Origin of the sequence: Micromonospora sp. NPDC049004 (assembly GCF_040649315.1) — a bacterium.
GTDB lineage: Bacteria > Actinomycetota > Actinomycetes > Mycobacteriales > Micromonosporaceae > Micromonospora.
Window position 1 is genome coordinate 575326 of the sequence record NZ_JBEZFG010000004.1, and the last position, 24471, is coordinate 599796.

The window sequence follows — 24471 nt, forward strand, 5'->3', positions numbered from 1 at the left end:
ATTCGAACGTCCGGCCCCCGCAGTCGACTGCGGGGGCCGTGTCGTGTCCGGGGGTTCCTCGTCGCCGCCGGCCGGCTCCTGCCCTGTCGGGGTGGTCATGCCCGTGCGAGCGGGTCCTCCCGGTTGTTCCCCGTCCGGGCGGCTCCTGCTCATTCAGGACACAACGGACCCGTCCGGCGCTCACAATCCGACGTTTGCCGAGGCCCCCGCCCGGGAAGCAAGCACCGTGACGGACATCTCGGACACCCTGGCCAGCCTGCCCACCTCGGTCGATCCCGAGCCGACCGGCGCCGAGCTGGAACAGACCCTCTTCGAGGTCAAACGCGTGATCGTCGGGCAGGATCGGCTCGTCGAACGTCTGCTCACCGCACTCATCGCCAACGGGCACTGCCTTCTGGAGGGCGTGCCCGGCGTGGCCAAGACCCTTGCGGCGCAGACCCTCGCCACAGTGGTCGGCGGGACCTTCTCCCGGATCCAGTTCACCCCGGACCTGGTCCCCTCCGACATCGTCGGCACCCGGATCTACCGGGCCTCCAAGGAGACCTTCGACATCGAGCTGGGCCCGATCATGGCCAACCTGGTGCTCGCCGATGAGATCAACCGCGCGCCGGCCAAGGTCCAGTCGGCGCTGCTGGAGGCGATGGCCGAACGGCAGGTCTCCATCGGCGGGCGCAGCTGGCCGGTGCCGACGCCGTTCCTGGTGCTGGCCACGCAGAACCCGATCGAGTCCGAGGGGGTCTACCAGCTCCCCGAGGCGCAGCGCGACAGGTTCCTCATGAAGGTCGTCGTCGACTATCCCAGCGACGCCGACGAGCTGGCCATCCTCTACCGGATGAGCACCGACCGGCCCCGGGCCCGCCAGGTGCTCGACCCGCAACGCCTGCGACTGCTCCAGGAGCACGCCGAGCGGGTCTTCGTCCACCACGCCCTGGCCGAGTACGTCGTCCGGCTCATCCTCGCCACCCGGGACCCGGGCCGGTTCGGGCTGGCCGAACTCGCGCCGCTGCTGGCGTACGGCGCCAGCCCACGGGCGACGCTCGGCCTGGTCGCCGCCGCCCGCGCGCAGGCGCTGCTGCGGGGACGCGAGTACGTGCTGCCCGAGGACGTCCGGGAACTGGCGGTGGACGTCCTGTCCCACCGGCTGGTGCTCTCCTTCGACGCCGTGGCCGACGGGGTCTCGGCCGAGAGCCTGGTCCGGCGGCTCGTGGAGGCGGTGCCGCCGCCCCGGGTGGCCACCGGGCACCCTCAGCACGCCCCCGACCTGGCGGCGGCGTGAGACGCGCCGGCCGTACGTCGGTGGCCACCCCGCCCGACCCGAGCCTGGCCGAGCTGACCCCCGACCAGCGGCTGCGCCGACTGGAACTGACAGTCACCCGCCGGCTCAACGGTCTGCTGCACGGCCAGTACCGTGGCCTGCTCCCGGGGCCGGGCAGCGAACCCGCCGGCAGCCGCGAGTACCGGCCGGGGGAGGACGAGGTCCGCCGGATGGACTGGGCGGTGACCGCCCGGACCGCCGTGCCGCACGTCCGACAGGTCGACGCCGACCGGGAACTCACCACCTGGCTGCTCGTCGACGCCAGCGCCAGCATGGAGTTCGGCACCGCCGCGCTGGACAAGCGGGAGCTGGCGGTGGCGGCCGTGGCGGCGGTGGGCTTCCTGACCGCCGGCATCGGCAACCGGCTGGGCGCCCAGGTGCTGCGCGCCGACGGGGTACGACGCTTTCCCGCCCGCAGCGGGCGTACCCATCTGCTCGGTCTGCTCCGCGCGCTGCTGACCGCGCCGCGCGCGACCGAGCCCGGCGACCGGTCCCGGTCGCGGCCGGAGACCCCGCAGCCGGCCGCGGCGGCGGAGTTGGCGGACGGGCTCGACGCGGTGCACCGGGTCGCCAACCAGCGCGGGCTGGTCGTGGTGGTCTCCGATTTCCTCGACGGCCTGCCCGACGACCCCGAGGAGCCGCCACCCTGGGAGCGGACCCTGCGTCGGCTGTCCGCCCGCCACCAGGTGCTGGCGATCGAGGTGACCGATCCGCGCGAGCTGGAACTGCCCGACGTCGGGCTGATCACGCTCGTCGACCCGGAGACCGGCCGCCGCCGCGAGGTGTGCACATCGGACCGCCGCCTGCGGGAGCGGTACGCCGCGGCCGCCGCCGCCCAGCGTGAGCAGGTCCGCCAGGCGCTGCGCCGGAGCGCGGCCACGCACCTGGCGCTGCGCACCGACCGGGACTTCAGCGCCGACATCGTCCGGCACGTGCACGCCCAGCGGCGGATGGCCGCCGCGCCGGCCGGAGCCGTCCGGGGAGGTGCCGCGTGACCTGGGAGTCCCCGTTGCGACTCTGGCTACTGATCGGCGTGCTCGCGCTGGTCGGCGCGTACCTGGTGATGCAGCGCAGACGCAGCCGGTACGCCGTCCGCTTCACCAACCTGCGGCTGCTGGACCGGGTGGCGCCCGTTCGTCCGGCCTGGCGCCGGCACGTCCCGGCCGGGCTGTTCCTGGCCATGCTGGCGCTGCTCGTGGTCGGTTTCGCCAGGCCCACCGCCGAGGTCCGGGTCCCCCGGGAACGCGCCACGGTGATGGTCGCCGTCGACGTGTCCACCTCCATGCTCGCCACCGACGTGGAGCCGGACCGGCTGGCGGCGGCCAAACAGGCGGCCCGACGTTTCGTCGAGGGCCTGCCCGACGAGTTCAACGTGGGGCTTGTCGCGTTCGCCGGCAGCGCCGCCGTCCTGGTGCCGCCCGGCACCGACCGGGACGCCCTGGACGAGGGCATCGGTCGTCTCGCCGAGGGGGTGACCGGGGTGCAGGGCACCGCGATCGGTGAGGCCATCAACACCTCGCTCGGCGCGGTCAAGAGCCTGGACAGCGAGGCCGCGAAGGAGCCACCGCCGGCCCGGATCATCCTGCTCTCCGACGGGGCCAACACCTCCGGGATGGACCCGATGGAGGCGGCGGGAGAGGCGGTCGCGGCGAAGGTGCCGGTGCACGCGATCTCCTTCGGCACGCCGTCCGGCTTCGTGGACCGGGGCGGACGGCCGATCCAGGTGCCGGTCGACGGGCAGACCCTCAAGGCCGTCGCCGACGAGACCGGCGGAATGTTCCACGAGGCCAGCACCAGCGACGAGTTGCGCGCGGTCTACGACGACATCGGCAGCTCGGTCGGCTACCGCACCGAACGCCAGGACGTCTCGGCCCGGTTCATCGGCCTCGGGCTGGTGTTCGCGATGGGCGCCGCCGCCGGCTCGATGCGCTGGTTCTCCCGACTGCCCTGATCCACAGCGCCGACGTCGACCGTGAGGAGTACGCATGGCAGTGCAGACCGGACTGGGCGAACCGCGCGGTCCCTGGTTCATCTCGCCGGAGCTCGACCCGGACGGGCGCGGGTGGTGGGACGCGCCCGGCTCGGGGCGGGACCCCGGCGGGCGGCGCCCCGGCCGGCTGCTCGCCGCGTTGGCGGTCATCGCGGTGTCGGCCGTCTCGGGCGCCCTGGCCGGCGGCGTGGTGGCCAGTCGGGACGGCACGGGGTCGTCCGCGGCGTCCGCCGCACCGGTGCCGGCGGAGCTGGTCACCGCCGCCGAGCGGACCGTGCCCGGTGTGGTGTCGGTGCTCGCCGGTGGCGCGAACGGCGCGTCCGCGACCGGTTCCGGGTTCGCCATCGACGACCAGCAGCACCTGGTCACCAACGACCACATCCTGGCCAAGGGCGGTGGTGGACCGGTCACGGTGGAGCTGCCCGACGGCCGCCGGTACGAGGCCGAGGTGGTCGGCCGGGAGCCGCGCAGCGACCTGGCGGTGCTGAAGGTGCCGCCGTCGGCCGGCCTCGCCCCGTTGCCGCTGGCCAAGCCGGGTGCCACCCGGGTCGGTGAGCCGGTGCTGGCGGTGGGCTCACCGCTGGGGCTGTCGGGGACGGTCACCGCGGGCATCGTCAGCGCGCTGGACCGCCAGGTGCGGTTGGGCAACAGCCGGCACCGCGCGGTGCAGACCGACGCGTCGATCAACCCCGGCAACTCGGGCGGGCCGCTGGTCAACGCCCGAGGCGAGGTGGTCGGGGTGAACACCGCGATCGCCACGATCGACGGCAACGGGTCGATCGGCATCGGCTTCGCCATTCCGATCGACCAGGTGCAGCAGACCGCTGACACGATCATCGGCAAGGGTGGCTGAGCTGCTCGTACGGCCCATCGGGCCGCCTCCAGTGTCGGATATCCGGCCACACGTCATCGGGCCATGGAAATATGACGCTCGGTATGGATACTGGCGGAGGTGGAGCGTCCTCTTCTCACGGTCCTCCTGCTGGTGGGCCTGATCATCGGATGTGCGGTGGGGTCGGCGTACGCCCGGGCGCGACGCGGGTGGACCGACTACCAGACCGCGAAGAAATCGGTGCCCGGCGCTCGCCGGGGCGCGTGGTTGCTGATCCGCGGGGTCGCGGTGAAGGCCGCCGTGATCGGGCTGCTGCTGTTCGGCGCCGTGGCGTACGCCGCGGTCGGCTCACACGACGAGACCGCCGGTCCGGCGCCGAGCCCGTCCACGACGCAGAGTGAGCCTCCGCGCCGGTGACCCGGGGCGGGCCGCAGCCGGCTAGCCTCGGGGCGTGGACGACGGACTGCGGGTGACCGATCGGTGGGTCGTCCCCGCCGGGGAGCTGCGGGAGCGCTTCTCCCGCTCGTCCGGCCCCGGCGGGCAGGGCGTGAACACCGCCGACTCGCGGGTCGAGCTGAGCTACGACCTGGCCAACTCTCCGTCGGTGCCCGACTGGATCCGGTCGCGGGCGCTGGAACGACTCGCCAACCGGCTGGTGGACGGCGTGCTCACGATCGCGGCCAGCGAGCACCGGGCGCAGCTCGCCAACCGGGAGGCGGCCCGCGAGCGGCTGGTCGCGCTGTTGCGCGAGGCGGCCGCGCCGCCCCCGCCGCCGCGTCGGGCGACCAAGCCGTCCCGGGGTGCCAAGGAGCGCCGGCTGGCCGAGAAGAAGCGCCAGTCGCAGCGCAAGCGCGACCGCCGCGTCGACGGCGACTAGTCCATCGTCACCGAGCTGTGTGAGTGACCTCTCCGACTGTCGGCTGACAGAATCTGGAATCTGTCAGCCGAAGTGTGTATGGTCGGCATGTCACCCCAGGAGAGGAACACCCCATGGAAACCCGCACCCTCGGCACCACCGGCCCCACCGTCTCCGCGCTCGGACTCGGCCTGATGGGCATGTCGGATCTCTACGGCCCCGCCGACGAGGCCGAGAGCATCGCCACCATCCACGCCGCCCTGGACGCCGGCATCACCCTGCTCGACACGGGCGACTTCTACGGCATGGGCCACAACGAGATGCTGCTGCGCGACGCGCTGCGCGGCCGCAACCGGGACAACGCGGTGATCAGCGTGAAGTTCGGCGCTCTGCGCGACGTCGACGGCGGTTGGAACGGCAACGACGTCCGACCCGTCGCGATCAAGAACTTCCTGGCGTACACGCTGCGCCGGCTCGGCACCGACCACGTCGACATCTACCGCCCCGCCCGGCTCAACCCCGACGTGCCGGTGGAGGACGTCGTGGGCACCCTGGCCGAGCTGGTCAAGGCGGGTCACGTCCGGCACATCGGCCTGTCCGAGGTCAGCGCCGACACGCTGCGCCGGGCGCACGCCGTGCACCCCATCAGCGACCTCCAGATCGAGTACTCGTTGATCTCCCGCGCCCCCGAGGCCGAGATCCTGCCGACCGCACGTGAGCTGGGCGTCGGGATCACCGCGTACGGAGTGCTCTCCCGAGGGCTGATCAGCGGCCACTGGACGCCGCAGCGGGAGACCGCCGGCACCGACTTCCGCAGCCACCTGCCGCGCTTCGCCGGCGCGAACCTGGACCGCAACCTCGCCCTCGTGGACGCGCTGCGCGCCATCGCCGAGGCGCGGGGCGTCACCGTGGCGCAGATCGCCATCGCCTGGGTGCTCGCCCGGGGCGAGACCGTCGTACCCCTGATCGGCGCCCGCCGTCGGGACCGGCTCACCGAGGCCCTCGGCGCCGTCGCGATCACGCTGACCGAGACGGACCTGGCCGCCATCGAGGCCGCCGTCCCCGCCGACGCGGTGGCCGGCAGCCGGTACGACGAGGCGCAGATGGCGTTCCTGGACAGCGAGCGGTCATGACAACCCGGTCGTGGCGCGACCGCCGGCCGGGGGTCGCGCCACGACGGGCCACGCGGTCAGGGAGGCTGGGACGATGAGCGACACCACAGCCCTGACCGCCGATCGCATCCTCGACACCGCCGAGGAGGTGCTGCGCCGGTACGGCCCGGCGAAGGCCACGGTGCTGGACGTGGCACGCGCGCTGGGTGTCAGCCACGGCAGCGTCTACCGGCACTTCGCCAGCAAGGCCGCGCTGCGCGAGGCGGTCGCCGAACGCTGGCTGGCCCGCGTCTCCACCCCGCTGATCGACGTCGCCACCGGTGCCGACCCGGCCCCGCAACGGCTGCGCCGGTGGCTGGCCGAGCTGAGCGGCACCAAACGGCGGATGGCCCGGGAGGACCCGGAGCTGTTCGACAACTTCCACCAACTCGCCACGCTCTCCGAGGGAGCGGTCGCCACCCACCTGGAGGTTCTCGCCGGTCAGCTCAGCCTGATCGTCGCGGACGGAGTCGCCGCCGGCGACTTCACCGTGCCCGACCCGGCGGTGGCCGGTCGCGCGCTGTTGCAGGCCACCGCGCGGTTCCACCACCCGTCGCACCGGACGGAGTGGAGCGAGCCCGGCCTCGACGACGACCTGGCCGCTGTGGTCGCGCTGCTCCTCGACGGCCTGCGAGCCCGCGCGCGCTGACTCCGGGCCACGGCACGGGCCAGCCGCCCGGCCGGGCCGGGCCGTCGACGCTCAGCCGGGAACGGCGGCCAGCAGCCGGTCGCGGAGCACTGCCGCCCGGTCGGCGAACTCGCGCTGCGCTGCGGCGTACTCCGCCCGACCCTGGACGGTCTCCACCCGCACCGGCGGGTGACCGAGCGCCGCCAGGTCGTACGGGCTGGCCCGCATGTCCAACGTGCGGACCTCCCGCGCCAGCTCGAAACAGTCCGCCACCAGTTCCGAGGGCACCAGCGGCGACAACTTGTACGCCCACTTGTAGAGGTCCATGTTGGCGTGCAGACAGCCCGGCTGCTCGTGCGCGTGCTGCGTCTCCCGGGTCGGGGTGAGCAGGTTCAACGGCCGGGCCGGCGGCGTGAAGAACCGGAACGCGTCGAAGTGGCTGCACCGCACCCCGCGCTCCTCGACGACCGCGGCGGTCCGCTCCGGATCCAACCGCAACGGCCAGGCGTTGTGCCGCAGCTCCTCGCGGGTCTGCCGGTACACCATCGCCCACTCGTGCATCCCGAAGCAGCCGAAGTGCGCCGGTCGGGCGGCAGTGGCCGCCAGCAGCGAGCGGATCCACGCGATCGACTCGCCGCGTCGCTCGCGTACCGCCGCGGTGTCGAGGGTGACCCCGGCGGCGGTGGCGCGGTAGTCCCGGCCGAACTCGGCCGGGTCGGCGTCGCGCAGCTCGACCCCCGCGCCCGGGTGCCAGCGGCGCAGCTGCGCCGGCCGGTGCGAGTAGTAGGTGAACAGGAAGTCGGCCACCGGATGCCGTTCACCCCGACGTCGTCGGGCCAGGTGTGGCGTCAGCCACACGTCCACCCGCTCCTCGTGGGCCCGGCGGCGCGCACGCCAGGCCGCCACGTCGAGCACGGCGGGGGCGAGGGCGGCGGTCACGGACCCCAGGGTACGACCGCCGCCCGATCGCCGGTCAGGGCATGTGCACCCGGACGCCGGCCGAGAACACGCCGCTGCGCAGCTCCAGCTGCTGGGGCGGGTCCCGCCCGTCGACGGTGAACACCAGCGGGAGCACCACCCGGCTGCCCGCGGCCACCGGGTCGGCGAAGACGTCCCGACCCAGGTTGGCCGTCCGGGTGGCCGGCTCGTCAGTGCTCACCCACCGCCCGCCCGGCAGGTAGGCGCGTTGCAGCTGGCCGTGCCAGGGCTGCTGGCTGCCGGTGACGTTGCGCACACCCACGGTGGCCTGGCAACGCCGACCCCCGGCCGGTGCCGCGCCGGTCCCCCCGGCCGCGCCCGCCGCGCCACAGGTCATCCGGTAGACGGTGAACTCGAACGCGGACTCCCGCAGCGGCACACCCACCGGTCCGGAGACCCCGGTGCCCATCCACGCGCCGCTGGTCGGCTGCTTCTGGGTGTCGATCGACGACACCTGCCGGGTCGCCGTCCAGCCGGCCGTGCCGATCACGCCCGCCAGCACCACCACCGCCGCGCCAACCAGCAGCCAGACCGGCGGGGTACGCCGCCGTCGGCGCGGGTCGGGAGTCGCCGGACGTGGGTAGATCGTCCCGCGCCCACCGTCCGGCGTTCCGTTGGTGGCCAGGGCGGCGGCGGTAACCCGCCGTCCGCGCCGTCGACGCCACACATAGACCACGAGGGCGCTGAGCAGCACCAGGACGCCCAACCCGGCCAGCAGCACCGGATACCGCCGCCAGGGCGGCGCCTGAGTGACCTCGGCAGCCGGGGCGGCTCCGGCCGCCTGCCAGGTGGCGGTGGCGCAGTCGTACGGCCGGGTGCCGTCACTGGTGAACGCGCAGGCCGGTGCCGTCAGCGGCTGACCCGGCGCGACAGCGGTCAGCGCGGTGCCCAGCGTGGTGGTGCTGTGCGCGGGCAGCCGCAACCGCCAGGTCACCTCGCCCGTGGACCCGCCGGAGCGGCTGGACTGTCCGCCCCCGCTGATCGCGGTGGGCGACGACCCCGACGGCAACTCCTGGCGCACCGTCGTGTCGAGCGGCGAGTTGCCCACATTGCGGACATGGATGCGGTACCGCGGCGCCGGGCTGCTCTCCGACGCGACCGCCACCGTGACCGGAGGCGGGGGCGCGGACACCGGCACCCGCGACGGCGGTGCCACTGCCGGCGGCGCCGAGGGCGGGGTGGGCTCCGCGCTCGCCGCCACGGGCAACCGCGCGGCCACCGCCACCGCCGGCGGCGCCGGGCTGACGGACGCGGGCGGCGTGACAGCCGTCGGTCCGGGCGCTGGCGCCGTCGGACGTGGCGTCGGCGCGGCTGGTCGTGGCACGGACTCGGCTGGTCGTGGCGTGGCGGCCGCTGGTCGTGGCGCGGCTGCCGCCTCCGGGGCCGCCGCGGGCAGGGCCGGCACGGCGGCGAGGATGCCGAGGCAGTGTACGAACACCGCGAGGGCTCTGTGGTGTCGTGTCGATGCAGGCATACGAACGAACCTCCGGAGCCGACGCTAGGGGTGCGCGCCCTCCGTGCGGGTACGAAATCCCGAAGCCCACCCCGACCGCCCGGACCTGCGCTAGGGTGCCGCGACGCTGACGGGTTGCGCACACCCGGCGGCCCGTTGTGGCCGGTGAGCGTGTCGGCGGGGCTAGATTGGCCGGGTGCGTATCGCTCGTTTCGCTCATGCCAAGGGAATGTCGTTCGGAGCCGTCGAGGGCGAACCGGAGGCCGGGCCGCAGGGCCTGACCATCGCCGAGATCGAGGGTCACCCGTTCGGCCAGCTCTCCTTCAGTGGGGCCCGCTGGGCCCTCTCCGACGTCCGGTTGCTCTCGCCGATCCTGCCCAGCAAGGTGGTCTGCGTGGGCCGCAACTACGCCGACCACGCCGCCGAACTCGGCAACGAGGTGCCCAAGGAGCCGTTGCTCTTCCTCAAGCCGTCCACCTCGGTGATCGGTCCCCGCGACGCCATCCGGTTGCCGATCTTCTCCAAGCAGGTCGAGCACGAAGCGGAGCTGGCGGTCGTGATCGGTGCGCCGGGTGCCCGCCGGGCCGACCGGGCCGCCGCCGAACGCGCCATCTTCGGCTACACCTGCGCCAACGACGTGACCGCCCGGGACCTGCAGCGCTCGGACGGGCAGTGGACCCGCGCCAAGGGCTTCGACTCGTTCTGCCCGATCGGTCCGTGGATCACCACCGGGTTGGACGTCTCCGACCTGGAGATCCGGTGTGAGGTGGGTCGCAACCCGGACGAGATGGAGGTACGCCAGCTCGGCCGCACGAAGGACATGGTCTTCGACGTGGCCGGCCTGGTGTCGTACATCTCGCACGTGATGACCCTGCTGCCCGGCGACGTGGTGCTCACCGGCACTCCGGCGGGGGTTAGCCCTCTCGTCGAGGGGGATACGGTCACCGTGCGGATCGAGGGCATCGGCGAGCTCAGCAACCCGGTGGTCCCCGTCGCCTGATCCGTCCGATGCCCCTGTTTCCGCAGCTCACGGGCGGTTCGGGGGGATCGGATTTGGCCTGCCGGCACCGGGAGGGTAATGTTCACTCCCGGCGCCGCAAGGGGCCAATGGGGTATGGGGTAATTGGCAGCCCGACTGATTCTGGTTCAGTTAGTCTAGGTTCGAGTCCTGGTACCCCAGCGCAGCTGGGATTCGCGAGAATCCCGGACGCTGGATTCTGACGGAGTTCTCCTCCGCCCCGCGAGGGGCGGAGGGTGGCCTCTGGTAGAGTGCAGCTCCTCCGCCCGCAAGGGTGGGGGAGCGAAAGTGGTTCTGGCCCCGTCGTCTAGCGGCCCAGGACGCCGCCCTCTCAAGGCGGTAGCGCCGGTTCGAATCCGGTCGGGGCTACATCTGTGCACAACCCGTCCCACCTCGGTGGGGCGGGTTGTTTCGTTGGTGCAGCTTGTTTCGTTGGTGCGCACGGCCGTCCACGGCGCCCAGACCCCACGCTCGCCCCGACGGACGGTGCCGCTAGACTACAGCGGCACCGCCTGCGAGGGCGGTGAACAGGAAGTTCTGGCCCCGTCGTCTAGCGGCCCAGGACGCCGCCCTCTCAAGGCGGTAGCGCCGGTTCGAATCCGGTCGGGGCTACAAACCAAAGGCTCACCTCGCCCCGCGAGGTGAGCCTTTTCCGTACCCCTGGGTCTCGCTGTTGATCATGAAGTTACTGCCCTCCGCCGCGGCGTGTCCGGGCAATAACTTCATGATCAACGGGATGGGGGCAAGGTTAAAGGCCCGAGAGGCGTTGGCCGGCTCTGACGACCGCCATGGCGTGGCGTTCGCCGGGGCGGCGGCCCAGGCGTTCGATCGGGCCGGAGATGCTGACCGAGGCGATCACGCGGCCGGTGCGGTCGCGGATCGGGGCGGAGACGCTCGCCACACCGGCCTCCCGTTCGGCCACGCTCTGCGCCCAGCCACGGCGGCGGACCTCGGCAAGGGTGCGGCCGGTGAACTTGCTGCGCGGCAGCAGTGGCATCACGGCCTCCGGAGGCTCCCAGGCGAGCAGGATCTGGGCCGCCGAACCGGCGGTCATCGGCAGCACCGAGCCGACCGGGACGGTGTCCCGCAGGCCGCTGGCGCGCTCCGCGGCGGCCACGCAGATCCGCTCGTCGGCGCGGCGCAGGTAGAGCTGGGCGCTCTCACCGGTGGCGTCGCGTAGCGCGGCGAGTAGGGGCTCGGCGGCGGTCAGCAGGACATCCGGGGCGGCGTTGGCCAGCTCGCCGAGCCGAGGCCCGGGGCGCCAACGGCCCTGGGTGTCCCGGACCAGCATCCGATGGATCTCCAGTGCCTGTGCCAGCCGGTGCGCGGTGGCCCGGGGCAGCTTCGTGCGTTCAACGAGTTCGGCAAGGCTGGCGCCGTCGACACAGGCGGCCAGGATGACCACCGCCTTGTCGAGAACGCCGACACCGCTCATACTGTGTCCCACAAGCCGAAACTTACCTCCCAGAATTTAGGATGTCCAGATGGTGGGAGTCACTCCTGAGCCGAGGACCCTGGCCGAGAAGGTCTGGGACGCGCACGTCGTACGGTCCGCCGCTGGTGAGCCGGACCTGCTCTTCATCGACCTGCACCTGCTGCACGAGGTGACCAGCCCGCAGGCGTTCGACGGGCTGCGGCTCGCCGGGCGCCGGGTGCGTCGTACCGACCTGACCCTCGCGACCGAGGACCACAACACCCCGACCGGGTACGCCGATCCGGCGTTCCGGCTCCGCCGCGGTGACCTGCTCACCATCGCGGATCCGACCTCGCGTACGCAGATCGAGACGCTGCGCCGCAACTGCGCCGAGTTCGGCGTGCGGCTGCACCCGCTCGGCGACGAGAACCAGGGCATCGTGCACGTCATCGGCCCGCAGCTCGGGGTCACCCAGCCCGGCATGACGATCGTGTGCGGCGACTCGCACACCGCCACCCACGGTGCGTTCGGCGCGCTCGCCTTCGGCATCGGCACCAGCGAGGTGGAGCACGTGCTGGCCACCCAGACGCTCCCGCAGAGCCGGCCGAAGACCATGGCCGTCAACGTCACCGGCCAGCTCGCCCCCGGCGTCACCGCGAAGGACCTGGTGCTCGCCCTGATCGCCCAGGTCGGCACCGGTGGTGGGCGCGGGCACATCGTCGAGTACCGCGGCGCGGCCATCCAGGCCCTCTCCATGGAGGGGCGGATGACCATCGCCAACATGTCGATCGAGTGGGGCGCCAAGGCCGGCATGATCGCGCCGGACGAGACGACCTTCGCGTACCTCAAGGGTCGGCCGAACGCGCCGCAGGGCGCGGACTGGGACGCGGCGCTGGCGTGGTGGCGGACGCTGCCCACCGACGAGGGCGCGCGCTTCGACGCCGAGGTCACCCTGGACGCCAGCCGGATCACGCCGTTCGTCACGTGGGGCACCAACCCCGGGCAGGGCGCACCGCTGAGCGCGCCGGTGCCCGACCCGGAGGAGTTCGTCACCGACTCCGAGCGCGCCGCCGCCCGTCGCGCGCTGGAGTACATGGATCTGCGCCCCGGCACCCCGCTGCGGGAGCTGCCGATCGACGTGGTCTTCGTGGGTTCCTGCACGAACGGCCGCCTGGAGGACCTGCGGGCCGCCGCCGACGTGCTGCGCGGCCACAAGGTGGCCGACTCCGTCCGGATGCTCGTGGTGCCCGGCTCCGCCGCCGTCCGGGAGGCCGCCGAGGCCGAGGGGCTGGACAAGGTCTTCGCCGACGCCGGCGCCGAGTGGCGGTTCGCCGGCTGCTCGATGTGCCTGGGCATGAACCCCGACACGCTCAAGCCCGGTGAGCGCTCCGCGTCCACCTCCAACCGCAACTTCGAGGGCCGGCAGGGCCGGGGCGGCCGTACCCACCTGGTCTCCCCGCCGGTCGCCGCCGCCACCGCCGTGGTCGGGCGGCTGGCCGCCCCCGCCGACCTGTAGAAGGGACCGACGAGATGGACAAGTTCACCACCCACACCGGCACCGCCGTACCGCTGCGCCGGTCCAACGTGGACACGGATCAGATCATCCCCGCCGTGTACCTCAAGAGGGTGACCCGCACCGGCTTCGCCGACGGGCTGTTCAGCGCCTGGCGGGAAGACCCGGCATTCGTTCTCAACGATGAATCCTATTCTGGTGCGTCGATCCTCATCGCCGGTCCGGAGTTCGGCACCGGCTCGTCCCGGGAGCACGCCGTCTGGGCGCTGCGGGACTGGGGCTTCCGCGCCGTGGTGGCTCCGCGCTTCGGTGACATCTTCCGCGGCAACGCACTCAAGGAGGGCCTGCTGCCGGTCGAGTTGGAATTGAAAGCCATCGAGGAGTTGTGGGATCTCGTCGAGGCCGAACCAACCACTCCGGTGACCGTCGACCTGACCGCCCGACAGCTCCGGGCCGGGGACGCGACCTGGTCGTTCCCGCTTGACGACTTCAGCCGGTGGAGGCTGTTGGAGGGTCTGGACGACATTGGACTCACCCTCCGGCACGCCGATGACATCGCCTCCTACGAGGCGTCCCGACTGCCGTTCCTGCCCTCGGTGGCATAGCCGTACGCCCACTCGCACAGCGGATTTCGCCCCCACCGGTCCAACCGGTGGGGGTGAATCCGTTACGACACAAGGGCTTTTTTCCACCGAATGTTTGTGTCCAGGCAGCACAGGGCATACGGTGCGCGCAGAATGGCTCGCGTCGAGTCAGTTGCACAATCGGGAGGAAGTCGTGAACAAGGCCGAGCTCATCGAGGCGCTCGCTGTTCGCCTGGGGGACCGGAAGACGGCGACGGCCGCGCTCGACGCGGTCCTCACTGAGGTCCAGGCGGCAGTCACCAAGGGCGAGAAGGTGGCGATCACCGGATTCGGAGCATTCGAAAAGCGTGTACGTGGCGCACGAACAGCGCGCAACCCGCGTACCGGCGAGGCGGTGAAGGTCAAGAAGACGTCCGTCCCGACCTTCCGCCCCGGCGCCGGGTTCAAGGAGATGGTGGCCAGCGGCAAGGTGCCGAAGGCCACGGTGGCGGCGAAGAAGACCGCCACCACCACGGCCAAGACCGCCGGCACCAAGGCGGCGGGCACCAAGGCCACCGCCACCAAGGCGGCCAGTAAGAAGACCGCCCCGGCCAAGGCGAGCAAGACCACCACCACCGCTGCCACCAAGGCGGCAAGCAAGAAGACCGCCCCGGCCAAGGCGAGCAAGACCACCACGGCGACCAAGACGGCCGCCAGCAAGAAGACCGCCACGGCGAAGAAGACCACCGCGGCGACCAAGTCCGCCACGGCGAAGAAGACCACCGCGGCGGCGAGCAAGAGCACGGCGGCCAAGAAGGCGCCGGCGAAGAAGGCTCCGGCCAAGAAGACGGCCAGCAAGCGCTGACCGACTGTCCGCCCAAAGGGCGTCCACCTCTCGGTGGGCGCCCTTTGCGCGTACCCGGACCGTTGACCCGGCCGGACCGTACGCGCAGAATCGCCGTGCCGGCCCCCCTTCAGGACCGGTCCGCCGACGAAATGGGGCGCCGGTGCGTTACCGCCAGCTCACCACCGGATCGCTCGCGCTGGGCGTCGTTCTGCTCATCGACGTGCTGCGCGTCTGGCTGCCCGGCATCATCACCATCTTCGGGCAGGCCGCGTCCACCCCGGCCGAGGTGATGGGCGCGTTCGCGCTCGGCTGGTTCGTGCTGGCGATGGCCGTGCCGGCGCTGGTCCGGCGGGTGGGCGCCCGCCGCGTCACCGTCGTCGCCGCCGTGCTGCTGGCCGTGGCCCGGCTCGCGCTCACCAGCGCCCCCGGCGGCCGTCCGCAGCTCTGGTTGGCCACCGCCGGTCTGTTCGCCGGTCTGGTCTGGTTGGTGGGTGTCGCCGGTGGCACCGACCGTCCGGTGCCGGGACTGGCCCTGGGGTTGGCGGTCAACGCCGCCGTCCACGCGCTGCTGGACACCTACGATCTCGTCTGGCGGGGCGGCTGGGTGGCGTGGCTGCTCAGCGCCGTCGCGGTGGTGCTGTTCCTGCTCGGTACGACGCTGCCCGCCGCGCCGCCCGGCCCCGGTGGCGCCCGGTCGTGGCTGCTGGCCGGGCCGGTGCTGCTGCTGGCCGGCATGGTGGCCCTCGCGCCGGCCCTGGCCCAGGCCGGGATGTCGTACCTGGTCGCGGGTGGCGACGTCGCTCGCTCACCGCTGTTCGGCCTGGCGCCGGTGCCGGTGGCGGTCGCCGGGTTCCTGCTGGCCGCGCTGGCGGGCCCGACCCGGGGTCGGGGTCGAGCGCTCGGGCCGGCGGCCCTGCTGGCTGGCGTGGTGCTCTTCGCCCTCGACCGTGGCGACCTGCTCGTCGCGGCCATGCTGCTCACCGCCCTCGGACTCGGCGCCTGCCTCGCGCTCACCGACGCGCCGGGCCGCGCCGACGCCGCGGCCGGCGCCGACGCTGCACGTCGCGCCGACGACGCCGACGTTGCGGCCGGTGCCGACGCTCAGGGTCGCGCCGACGCCGCGGCCGACGTCGCCGGTGCCGGTGCCGAGGGCGCGACGGGCACGGACGACACCCGCCGGTCGGCGGCCCGTCGGGGGTACGCGGTAGCCGCCGGCATGCTGCTCTTCGTGCTGGGTGCGGTGGGTTACTACTCCGCCTACGACCTGGGCTACCCGAACGCGGCGGTGCCGGTGGTGGTGGCCGGCGTGGTCGCCGCAGTGGCCCTGGCGGCCCGTCCGTCCGGCGACCGGCGTCCCGGCCCGCTTCCGCCGCTGCGGACCGCTGGCGGGGTCGCCGCGCTGGCTCTGCTCGCGCCGCTCGTCGCCGACGAGGTGGCGGTGGCGAGCAACCGGGAGGGTCCGCCGGAGCGGTTGACAGTGGTGGCGTACAACATCCGGATGGGCTTCGGGCTGGACGGCCGGTTCGACCTGGCCGCCCTGACCGCGGCGATCGACCGGCAGCGGCCCGATGTGGTGCTGCTCAGCGAGGTGGACCGGGGCTGGCTGCTCAACGGCGGCCACGACACGCTGGACCTGCTGTCCGACCGGCTCGGCATGCCGTACGTGTTCGGGCCGGCCGCCGACCCGGTCTGGGGTGACGCGGTGCTCAGCCGCTGGCCGGTCACCGACCCACGGTCCCGGCCCTTGCCGGCCCTCGGCGCACCCACCGGAGCGCAGGCTCTGGCCGTCACCCTGGACCTCGGCGACGGTGTCCAGGCCGCTGTGGTGAGCACCCACCTGCAACCGCCACCGGACGCGGGCCCGGTGGCACAGGCTCGCGCGGTGGCCGACTTCGCCACCGGGTACGCGGCCGGCCGGCCCCTCGTGGTGGCCGGCGACCTGAACACCGAGCCGGGCGATGAGGCGTTCGAGCAGTTCACCGCGGCCGGGCTGGTCGACGCGTTGGCGGTCGCCCGTCCGCTGGCGACCAGCCCCGCCGACGATCCGCGCCAGCAGATCGACCACGTCTTCGTCTCGCCCGGCCTGACGGCGACGGACCCGGTCGCGCCGCGCGGCGAGGCGAGCGACCACCTGCCGGTGGCGGTGACCCTCACCCTGCCGCCCCGCTGACCCCGCGCCGGGATCGCCGCTGGCTGGCCGGCCACCGCCACGTCGGCGCTCCGTTGCGGAGGCTGGCTGGCTGGCCGGCCACCGCCACGCCGGCGATCCGCGGCGGATCAACCGCCGAAGCGCCGGGCGGGCCTACAGACGGTCGGCGGCGACCAGCCGCTCGCCGCTGAAGGCGAGCAGCCAACCGCCGCCCTTCGGGGTGGTGAAGTCCTCGTCGGCGCGGCCGGTCAGCTGCTCCAACGCGCCCGGCAGCACCTTGCCCTGGCTGCACACCGCCACCTGCCCACCGGCGCAGCCCAGCTCGAGCAGTTGGGCGGCGGTGGCCAGCACCCGCTCGTCCTGTTGCTGGCCCGGCTGGGGCTCGTCCAGGTCGCCGCAGACCTCGATGGGCAGGTCGAGCAGCCCGGCCGCCGGATCCAGGGTCTGCACGCAGCGGCGCGGCGAGGCCGACAGGAGCCGGGCCGGCCGCACCACGGCGATCAGCGCCGCAAGCGCGTACGCCTGGGCCCATCCCTCGGCGTCGAGCGGGCGGGCGGTGTCCGGGCCGGTCCACGTGGCGCGCTTGCCGGCGTGCCCGTGCCGGACCAGCGCGATCGTCGCGGTCACCGGCGGCAGCGCGGCGAACGCCGCCAGCACCTCGGTGTCGTGCGGGTAGCTGACGAGGTGGATCGCGTCGTCCACGGCCAGCCACCGGATGTCGTCGACCTCGGTGCCCGGCTGGAAACCGCCCTCGGCGACCGCGAGCATCGACCAGTAGTCGACCAGCTTGGCCTGCCCCTCGCTGCGGTAGCGCACCGACGGCAGCCGCACCTGCGGTACGCCCCGCACGTCGGCCTCCTCGGCGACCTCCCGGACCGCCGCGAGCAGTGGATGCTCGCCCGGTTCGAGCTTGCCCTTGGGCAGCGTCCAGTCCCCGTAGCGCGGGCGGTGCACGACGCAGACCCGTACGCCGTCGGCGGTCGGTCGCCAGCAGACCCCGCCGGCAGCCCGGATGCCCGTCACGGCAACCATCTGGTCCGCCGTCGCCGCGTGGCCCGGTGCCACGCGGCGGGGAATCGGGCCCGCATCAGGCGGACCGTGTCGCGTTCCCGCTCGGCCAGCCGTCCGGCGGTGACCGCCAGTTCGTGGTCGCCCGGTCGGTCGGCGGCGAGGGCGAGCCAGGTCTCGGCGGCCACCGCGGCGTCCTGGTGTTCGCCGAGCACATCCTGGACGCCGGCCAACGCGCGGGCCAGCCGCCGCGCGTCCCTGCCGACGGCCGGGACCACTGCGGTGACCGCGTAGCGGGCCTGCTTGCCCTCCTTGCGAACGGCGTGCCAGCGGTCGTCGGGCGCGAGGGGGTCGAGCCCGTCGACGCCGTCGGGGCCGGTGAGCTGCCGCCACGGGCGGGCGACCAGCTTCGGTAGCGTGCGCGCCGCCGGGGTGGCGGCCCGTCGGGTGAGCCGGGGCGCGCGGGCGGCCAGCACCAGGGCGTCCACCAGGGCCAGGTAACGCGGCGAGCGCAGCGCCTCGTCGATGGCGGCCAGCGCCTGCCGCTGCCGCTGTGCGAGCGCCTCGTCCAGCCGGTCCACCGCGCCCGTGTCGAGCGGGCTGAGCGGGTCGGCGGTCGCGGTGCGCCGCAGTCGGTCGCGCAGCACCTCGGCGTCGCGCGCCGCGCCGAGCACCCCGGCGAGCCAGCGCAACTCGTCGCGCAGGGGCCGCGCCCAGCTGCGCCGCACCAGCGGCCGGAAGGTCCGCAGGTCGCTGCGCAGCCGTCGGCAGGCCACCCGCAACTGGTGTACGGCGCTGTCGCCGCCGTCGGTGGTGGTGCGCAGCCGCACCAGCGGGTCGTGCGCCAACAGCCGGCCCACCTCCTTGCGGACAGCCTCGGTGACCACCTCGCCGGCGGTCGGGTCGGCCGTCAGCCCGCCCGGGGAGACCAGGTCCGGTTCGGCCTGCGCCACCGACCCCAACGCCCGTACGTGCTTGGGGGTGAACGACCCGGCCCGGGCCCCGGCCTCGCGCAGCACCTCGCCGATCCGTTCCAGCAGCTTGCGGTCGCCGGCCTTGCGCTCCACCTCCACCTCACGGAACGCGCCGGTGGTGGCGCCGGCGTCGTCGAGGACCGTCACCCGGTCGTCCACCACCTCGGCGAGCACCGTGCCGGCCCTGTCGCACACCTCGTGGGCGTGCCGGACGGTGCGTACCACAGTCACCGGCGCGAGCGACGCGCCCCGGTGCAGGACGGTGACCAGCTCGACCAGCTCCGGCGGCGGCTGCGCGACCGGCCCGGGGCGGGAGATCTCGTGCCGGACGCCGGGCGTGCCGGTGGGCAGCTTCACCGTCCACGGCAGCTCGTCACCCTCGCGGTGCCGCAGCGACGCCCCGGCGCGGGCCAGCCGCAGGTCGACAGTGTCGAGGTAGCGGGCGACAAGCGTCACCGGCGGCAGCTCCCGGACCCGGCCGCCGGCCGGGGACGTGGCGGACAGGTCCGGCAGCACGAAGGTGTCGTCCACCTCGTACTTCTGCTCCTCCTCGACCATCAGCTCAGCCTATGCCGCGATCGGTCAGCCGGCCGTGCCACCGACGCGGCGCAGCAGCAGTTCCTGCAGATGCACCCGGGCCGTGTCGTCGCCGCCGGCACGCCGTGTCCAGGTGCCGTCGCCGGCCAGCTCGAACGCGTCCACGTCCGGGCTCATCGCGGCGGTGAGCACGTGGTCCAGCTCGGCGCGGGCGACCGGATCGCTCACCTGCACCAGCGCCTCCACCCGCCGGTCCAGGTTGCGGTGCATCAGGTCCGCCGAGCCCATCCAGAACTCGGCCTCGCCGTTGTTGCCGAAGCGGAAGACCCGGGAGTGCTCCAGGAACCGGCCGAGGATCGAGCGGACCCGGATGTTCTCCGACAGCCCCGGCACCCCCGGACGCAGCGTGCACATGCCCCGGATGAGCAGGTCGACGTGGACGCCGGCCTGGGACGCCCGGTACAGCGCGTCGGTCACGCCCTCGTCGACCAGCGAGTTGACCTTGAACTGGACCAGGCCGGGCATGCCCAACCGGACGTGCGCGATCTCCCGCTCGATGCGTTCGATGAGGCCACTGCGGATCCCCTGCGGGGCGACCAGCAGCCGCCGGTACGCGGTCTGCCTGCTGTAGCCGGTGAGCACGTTGAACAGGTCGGTGAGGTCCGCCCCGATCTCCGGGTCGGCGGTGAGCATGCCGAAGTCCTCGTACAGGCGGGCGGTCTTCGGGTGGTAGTTGCCGGTGCCGATGTGGCAGTACCGGCGGATCTGGTTGCCCTCCTGCCGGACCACCAGGGCGGTCTTGCAGTGCGTCTTGAGCCCCACCAGGCCGTACACCACGTGGCAGCCGGCGCGTTCCAGGGTGCGGGCCCAGCCGATGTTGGCCACCTCGTCGAAGCGGGCCTTCACCTCGACCAGCACCACCACCTGCTTGCCGGCGGCGGCCGCGTCGACGAGCGCGTCCACGATCGGCGAGTCGCCGCTGGTGCGGTAGAGGGTCTGCTTGATGGCCAGCACGTTGGGGTCGGCGGCGGCCTGTTCGATGAAGCGCTGCACGCTGGTGGCGAACGAGTGGTACGGGTGGTGCACCAGGATGTCCCCGTCGCGCAGGGTGGAGAAGACGCTGCGCGGCACCTCGCCCTCGGCGAGCCGGGGATGCGTTGCCGGCACGAACGGCGGGTCCTTGAGGTCCGGCCGGTCGGCCTCGCCGTACACCTGCCACAGCGCGGACAGGTCCAGCAGGCCGGGCACCCGCAGCACGTCCTGGTCGTCCATGTCCAGCTCGCGGACGAGCAGCTCCAACATGTGGTCGGAGATCGACGCGGCGACCTCCAGGCGGACCGGCGGGCCGAACCGGCGGCGGGCCAGCTCCCGTTCGAGGGCCTGGAGCAGGTCCTCGTCGCGGTCCTCGTCGACCTCCACCTCGGCGTTGCGGGTGACCCGGAACAGGTGGCACTCGACCACCTGCATCCCGCTGAACAGCTGACCCAGGTGCACCGAGATCAGGTCCTCCACCGGCAGCATCCGCACGCCCGGCTGGTCCCGGTCGACCCGCACGAAGCGCGGGACGTTGTTGGGCACCTTCACCCGCGCGAACAGCTCGGACCCGCCGTCCGGGTCCCGGACCGCCACCGCCAGGTTCAAGGAGCGCCCGGAGATGTACGGGAACGGGTGCGCCGGGTCCACCGCGAGCGGGGTGAGCACCGGGAAGATGTGCTCCCGGAAGTAGGTGCGCAGCCGCTCCCGTTCGGGGTCGCCCAGGTCACCCCAGCGCAGTATGCGGATGCCCTCGTCGGCCAGCCGGGGCAGGACGTCGTCGACGAAGCAGGCGGCGTGCCTGGCGACCAGCTCGGCGGTCCGTTCGGCGATCAGCTCCAGCTGCGTACGCAGGGGCAGCCGGTCCCCGCCCCGCACCGGCAGGCCGGCGGAGAGCCGCCGCTTCAGGCCGGCGATCCGCACCATGTAGAACTCGTCGAGGTTGCTGGCGAAGATCGCGAGGAACTTGGCCCGTTCCAGCAGGGGGGTGCGCTGGTCCTCGGCGAGGGTGAGCACCCGCGCGTTGAAGTCGAGCCAGGACAGCTCCCGGTTGAGGAAGCGGTCCTCCGGCAGCGGGGGAGCGGCCGGTGGCTCCTCGTCCCCCTCACCGCCCGTGGAGAGGCCCGTGGAGAGGCTGCCGGAGGGACCGGGCAGGGCTGCCCCGGCCGCCGGGCCGTCCGTCTCCGTGGGCGGCACGCCGGGTTCGATGACCTCGTCGAGCCCGGAGGAGGCGGCGCCCGGGTCGTCGGCGAGCGTGTCGGCACGGGCGGCGCCGGCCCGTTCGGCCCGGGACGGGCGGAAACGGCCGTCGGTGCCGCGAATGCGGGCGCCGTTGCGGGGGTCGGTGGCTGAAGGGGTGACCGGATGCTCGCGAGGGGTGCTCACCCGCTCATAATCACCCGATTCGAGTTAACGCAAAATGAACTTGGCCTCGCCAGCTCAGTTCATCGTCGGCAATGTCACCCGGACGACCTCGCCGTCGGGATCGGTGTCGATGCGCACCCGCTGGCCGAGCCGGAGCAACCGCAGGCCGGAGGCGTCGAACGCCCGGGCGGGAAAGCGCAGCTCGGTGCCGTCGTCGAGCAGCAGGACACCGCTGCGCGTCGCCGCGTCGTAACTGGCCACCGTGCCCTGCATGCTGGCACCGTACACCGGTCGGATCGGCTTGTTCAGCGCGCCGGCCCGCCGGCTCAAGGCAGCTTGTTCAGCGTGTCGGGCAGCCGGCGGCGAGCAGCGCCGCGGTGCGCGGTCCCAGCCCCAGCCCGGCGGCGACGGCCAGGTCGTCGGCGGTGTCCACGTCCCGCCGCAGGCTGGGCCAGTCGCCGGTGAGCGGCAGCGCCCCACTCGCCGCGTGCGCCGCCGCCGAGCCGACGCCGAACCGTGGGTCGAGGTCGACGCCCGGCGGCGCGGCGAGCAGCACCGTCCCACCGCCGGGGGCGTCCGCGACGAACCGGCGTACCCCCTCGGTGTCGCGCTGGGCCGCGAGCAGCGCGTCGGCCAGCTCGGCCGGGCGCAGCGCCGGCAGATCGGCGGTCAGCCCGGCCACCCACCGCCCGGAGATCTGTGCCGCGCCGTGCCGGAACGCGGCGTTCAGGCCGGCGTCCGGCACGTCGGGCACCGTCCCCGCCCCGGCGGCGCGCGCCGCGGCCACCACCCGGGTGTCGTCGGTCACCACCAGAGCCTCGACGACCGCCGGGCAGGCCAGCACCGCGCGGAGCGTGTCGGCCGCCAGCGCCAGCGCCAGCTCCTCATGCGGTACGCCGGGCAGCGCGCCCCGCAGCCGGCTCTTGGCCGCTGCCAGACGCTTCACCGGCACCACTACGGCCCACCTCGGCTGACTCACGTCCGCAATCCTGCCAGCCGGACGACGGGACCCTCGCTGGCCGTACCGGGGGCGAGCAGGCATGATTTCCGCTGCGGGTGTCGCGGTGGGCTCGCGGCGGGTCGGGGCGGGACGAGGAGGCACAGTGGCACGGCGGAGGCTGGGGTTCTGGCAACGGTTCGCCGTGGGGCTGGTGAAGCCGGTGATGATCGTCTGGACCCGGCGGACCTGGCGCGGCCAGGAGCACCTCGCCAAGGACGGCGGAATGATCATTGTCGCCAACCACATCTCGCACGCCGACCCGTTGGTTTCCGCGCACTTCATCTACGACTCCGGGCGGTGGCCGCAGTACCTGGGCAAGGCCAGCGTGTTCCGGGTGCCGGTGATCGGCTGGATTCTGCACCGCTGTCGGCAGATCCCGGTCGAGCGCGGCAGCGTGGACGCGGTCCGCTCGCTGGACCGGTCGGTAGCCGCGCTCGACGAGGGCGGCGCGGTGGTGATCTACCCGGAGGGCACCACCACCCGACAGCCGGACCTGTGGCCGATGAAGGCCAAGACCGGTGCCGCCCGGCTGGCGCTGGCCACCGGCGCCCCCGTGGTGCCGCTGGTGATGTGGGGCCCGGAGCGGATCTTCGACCCGCGAACCAGCCGGCTCAACCCACGCCCCCGGATCCCGGTGACGGTGGTGGCCGGCAAGCCGATCGACCTGAGCCGCTGGGCGGGCGCCCCGCCGACCCGGGCCACTCTCGAGGAGATGACGGACGCCATCATGCTGCGGCTGCGGGACATGCTCGTCGAGATCCGTGGTGGCACCCCGCCCCCGCTGTGGGAACGGCCGGCCCGACCGTCCGTCGAGCGCCCGCAGGGTGAAGCGGCATGAGCGGCCACGTCGCGGTGCTGGGCGCCGGCTCCTGGGGCACCGCCTTCGCCAAGATCCTGGCCGACGCGGGTCGGGACGTGACCGTGTGGGCCCGCCGCGCCCCCGTGGCCGAGAGCATCCGCGCCGAGCGTCGCAACCCGGAGTACCTGCCGGACCTGCTGCTGCCGGCCCGGGTCACCGCCACCACCGACGCCGCCGAGGCGATCAGCGGCGCCGAGCTGGTGGTCCTGGCCGTGCCCTCGCAGACCCTGCGCGGCAACCTCGCCGAGTGGGCCGGGCACCTGCACCCGGACGCCACCCTGGTGTCGCTGATGAAGGGCATCGAACTCGGCACCACCAAGCGGATGAGCGAGGTCATCGTCGAGACCGCCGGGGTGGCCGCCGACCGCGTGGTGGTGGTCTCCGGCCCGAACCTCGCCCCCGAGATCGCCGCCGAGCAGCCGGCCGCCACCGTCGTCGCCGGGACGAACAGCCATCGCACGGTGCTCGTGCAGTCGTCGATCCGGACGCCGTACCTGCGGCCGTACACCAACGACGACGTGATCGGCTGTGAGCTGGGCGGCGCGGTCAAGAACGTGATCGCCCTGTCGTACGGCATCGCCACCGCGATGGGCTTCGGCGACAACACCCGGGCCATGTTGATGACCCGAGGGCTGGCCGAGACGGCCCGCCTGGGCGTGGCCCTCGGCGCGGACCCGATCACCTTCGCCGGCCTGGCCGGCATGGGCGACCTCGTCGCGTCCTGCTCGTCCCCGCTGGCCCGCAACCGCACCTTCGGCGAGCACCTGGGCCGGGGCGAGACGCTGGAGCAGGCCCAGGCAGCGACCCGGCAGACCGCCGAGGGCGTGAAGAGCTGCCTCGCGATCCGTGATCTGGCGCGGGCGCACGGCGTGGAGATGCCGATCACCGAGCACGTCGAACGGATCTGCCACGAGGGGATGGACCCGCGCCTCGCCGTGGACACCCTGATGAGCCGGACCGCCAAGCCCGAGTCGTACGAGTGAGGAACC

23 protein-coding genes and 3 tRNA genes are annotated in these 24471 nt (G+C 73.4%); 18 read left to right on the forward strand and 8 right to left on the reverse strand.

Annotation, left to right across the window (positions count from 1 at the left end):
- Positions 1-226: 226 nt before the first annotated feature.
- The 8 genes from AB0B97_RS15975 to AB0B97_RS16010 all read left to right on the forward strand — a co-directional run bounded on the left by AB0B97_RS15975 (position 227) and on the right by AB0B97_RS16010 (position 6793).
- Positions 227-1276 (forward strand): MoxR family ATPase, encoded by a 1050-nt coding sequence (locus tag AB0B97_RS15975; protein ID WP_234581276.1) that lies wholly within the window; start codon positions 227-229, stop codon positions 1274-1276.
- Positions 1273-2310 (forward strand): DUF58 domain-containing protein, encoded by a 1038-nt coding sequence (locus tag AB0B97_RS15980; RefSeq protein WP_357494205.1) that lies wholly within the window; start codon positions 1273-1275, stop codon positions 2308-2310. The genes AB0B97_RS15975 and AB0B97_RS15980 overlap by 4 nt, the downstream gene beginning before the upstream one ends.
- Complete coding sequence (locus tag AB0B97_RS15985) at positions 2307-3266, forward strand: VWA domain-containing protein (RefSeq protein WP_234581272.1); 960 nt, start codon at positions 2307-2309, stop codon at positions 3264-3266. Before AB0B97_RS15980 ends, AB0B97_RS15985 begins: the two co-directional genes overlap by 4 nt.
- A 34-nt stretch (positions 3267-3300) precedes the next feature.
- On the forward strand, positions 3301-4158 hold the full coding sequence (locus tag AB0B97_RS15990) for a trypsin-like peptidase domain-containing protein (protein ID WP_357494208.1): 858 nt from the start codon (positions 3301-3303) through the stop codon (positions 4156-4158).
- 99 nt (positions 4159-4257) lie between these two features.
- Positions 4258-4554, forward strand: coding sequence for a hypothetical protein (locus tag AB0B97_RS15995; RefSeq protein WP_357494210.1), 297 nt, complete (start codon positions 4258-4260; stop codon positions 4552-4554).
- A 34-nt stretch (positions 4555-4588) separates the two neighbouring features.
- Positions 4589-5014, forward strand: a complete 426-nt coding sequence (gene arfB / locus AB0B97_RS16000; RefSeq protein WP_234581267.1) for an alternative ribosome rescue aminoacyl-tRNA hydrolase ArfB — start codon at positions 4589-4591, stop codon at positions 5012-5014.
- A gap of 113 nt (positions 5015-5127) precedes the next feature.
- Positions 5128-6126, forward strand: coding sequence for an aldo/keto reductase (locus tag AB0B97_RS16005; protein WP_357494212.1), 999 nt, complete (start codon positions 5128-5130; stop codon positions 6124-6126).
- A 73-nt stretch (positions 6127-6199) separates the two neighbouring features.
- On the forward strand, positions 6200-6793 hold the full coding sequence (locus tag AB0B97_RS16010; RefSeq protein ID WP_357494214.1) for a TetR family transcriptional regulator: 594 nt from the start codon (positions 6200-6202) through the stop codon (positions 6791-6793).
- A 51-nt stretch (positions 6794-6844) separates the two neighbouring features.
- Here AB0B97_RS16010 and AB0B97_RS16015 read toward each other — a convergent pair whose 3' ends face one another.
- Together AB0B97_RS16015 and AB0B97_RS16020 are read right to left on the reverse strand one after the other, a co-directional pair.
- Positions 6845-7711 carry a 3-methyladenine DNA glycosylase gene (locus AB0B97_RS16015; protein ID WP_357494216.1) on the reverse strand — a complete coding sequence of 289 codons (867 nt, stop codon included), beginning with the start codon at positions 7709-7711 and terminating at the stop codon, positions 6845-6847.
- A 34-nt stretch (positions 7712-7745) separates the two neighbouring features.
- Positions 7746-9224, reverse strand: a complete 1479-nt coding sequence (locus AB0B97_RS16020) for a hypothetical protein (RefSeq protein ID WP_357494218.1) — start codon at positions 9222-9224, stop codon at positions 7746-7748.
- A 175-nt stretch (positions 9225-9399) separates the two neighbouring features.
- Here AB0B97_RS16020 and AB0B97_RS16025 point away from each other — a divergent pair, with 175 nt between their 5' ends.
- The 4 genes from AB0B97_RS16025 (at position 9400) to AB0B97_RS16040 (ending at position 10833) form a co-directional block, all read left to right on the forward strand.
- A complete protein-coding gene (locus AB0B97_RS16025; protein WP_234591312.1) occupies positions 9400-10203 on the forward strand; it encodes a fumarylacetoacetate hydrolase family protein in 804 nt (267 codons plus the stop codon).
- A 108-nt stretch (positions 10204-10311) separates the two neighbouring features.
- Positions 10312-10383, forward strand: a tRNA-Gln gene (locus AB0B97_RS16030).
- A 134-nt stretch (positions 10384-10517) separates the two neighbouring features.
- Positions 10518-10590 (forward strand) — tRNA-Glu (locus AB0B97_RS16035).
- Positions 10591-10760: 170 nt separating this feature from the next.
- A tRNA-Glu gene (locus tag AB0B97_RS16040) sits at positions 10761-10833 on the forward strand.
- Between the two features lie 136 nt (positions 10834-10969).
- On the opposite strand, the gene AB0B97_RS16045 is transcribed toward AB0B97_RS16040, so the two are convergent.
- Positions 10970-11656: an IclR family transcriptional regulator gene (locus tag AB0B97_RS16045; protein WP_007456408.1), complete on the reverse strand. Its 687-nt coding sequence runs from the start codon at positions 11654-11656 to the stop codon at positions 10970-10972.
- 49 nt (positions 11657-11705) lie between these two features.
- Between AB0B97_RS16045 and leuC the strand changes: the two genes are divergently transcribed.
- From leuC to AB0B97_RS16065, 4 genes are all read left to right on the forward strand, one after another.
- Positions 11706-13151 (forward strand): 3-isopropylmalate dehydratase large subunit, encoded by a 1446-nt coding sequence (gene leuC / locus AB0B97_RS16050; protein WP_357494221.1) that lies wholly within the window; start codon positions 11706-11708, stop codon positions 13149-13151.
- Between the two features lie 14 nt (positions 13152-13165).
- Entirely contained in the window at positions 13166-13753 is a 588-nt protein-coding gene (leuD, locus tag AB0B97_RS16055; protein ID WP_357494223.1) for a 3-isopropylmalate dehydratase small subunit, read from the forward strand.
- 172 nt (positions 13754-13925) lie between these two features.
- The gene (locus AB0B97_RS16060; RefSeq protein WP_234591306.1) at positions 13926-14576 is read left to right on the forward strand and encodes an HU family DNA-binding protein; all 651 of its coding nucleotides are present in this window, start codon (positions 13926-13928) and stop codon (positions 14574-14576) included.
- 142 nt (positions 14577-14718) lie between these two features.
- Positions 14719-16728, forward strand: coding sequence for an endonuclease/exonuclease/phosphatase family protein (locus tag AB0B97_RS16065; RefSeq protein WP_357494225.1), 2010 nt, complete (start codon positions 14719-14721; stop codon positions 16726-16728).
- Positions 16729-16860: 132 nt separating this feature from the next.
- On the opposite strand, the gene AB0B97_RS16070 is transcribed toward AB0B97_RS16065, so the two are convergent.
- The 5 genes from AB0B97_RS16070 to cofC all read right to left on the reverse strand — a co-directional run bounded on the left by AB0B97_RS16070 (position 16861) and on the right by cofC (position 22602).
- Positions 16861-17739, reverse strand: a complete 879-nt coding sequence (locus AB0B97_RS16070) for an NUDIX hydrolase (RefSeq protein WP_357494227.1) — start codon at positions 17737-17739, stop codon at positions 16861-16863.
- Positions 17727-19247 carry a CYTH and CHAD domain-containing protein gene (locus AB0B97_RS16075; protein ID WP_357494229.1) on the reverse strand — a complete coding sequence of 507 codons (1521 nt, stop codon included), beginning with the start codon at positions 19245-19247 and terminating at the stop codon, positions 17727-17729. Before AB0B97_RS16075 ends, AB0B97_RS16070 begins: the two co-directional genes overlap by 13 nt.
- Before the next feature lie 24 nt (positions 19248-19271).
- Complete coding sequence (locus AB0B97_RS16080; RefSeq protein ID WP_234591297.1) at positions 19272-21644, reverse strand: RNA degradosome polyphosphate kinase; 2373 nt, start codon at positions 21642-21644, stop codon at positions 19272-19274.
- Between the two features lie 54 nt (positions 21645-21698).
- Positions 21699-21896 carry a hypothetical protein gene (locus AB0B97_RS16085; protein ID WP_007456426.1) on the reverse strand — a complete coding sequence of 66 codons (198 nt, stop codon included), beginning with the start codon at positions 21894-21896 and terminating at the stop codon, positions 21699-21701.
- A 67-nt stretch (positions 21897-21963) separates the two neighbouring features.
- The gene (gene cofC, locus AB0B97_RS16090; RefSeq protein ID WP_357494231.1) at positions 21964-22602 is read right to left on the reverse strand and encodes a 2-phospho-L-lactate guanylyltransferase; all 639 of its coding nucleotides are present in this window, start codon (positions 22600-22602) and stop codon (positions 21964-21966) included.
- A gap of 124 nt (positions 22603-22726) precedes the next feature.
- Between cofC and AB0B97_RS16095 the strand changes: the two genes are divergently transcribed.
- Positions 22727-23461, forward strand: a complete 735-nt coding sequence (locus tag AB0B97_RS16095) for a lysophospholipid acyltransferase family protein (RefSeq protein WP_357494233.1) — start codon at positions 22727-22729, stop codon at positions 23459-23461.
- Positions 23458-24465 carry an NAD(P)H-dependent glycerol-3-phosphate dehydrogenase gene (locus AB0B97_RS16100; protein ID WP_234591408.1) on the forward strand — a complete coding sequence of 336 codons (1008 nt, stop codon included), beginning with the start codon at positions 23458-23460 and terminating at the stop codon, positions 24463-24465. Before AB0B97_RS16095 ends, AB0B97_RS16100 begins: the two co-directional genes overlap by 4 nt.
- Positions 24466-24471 lie beyond the last annotated feature (6 nt).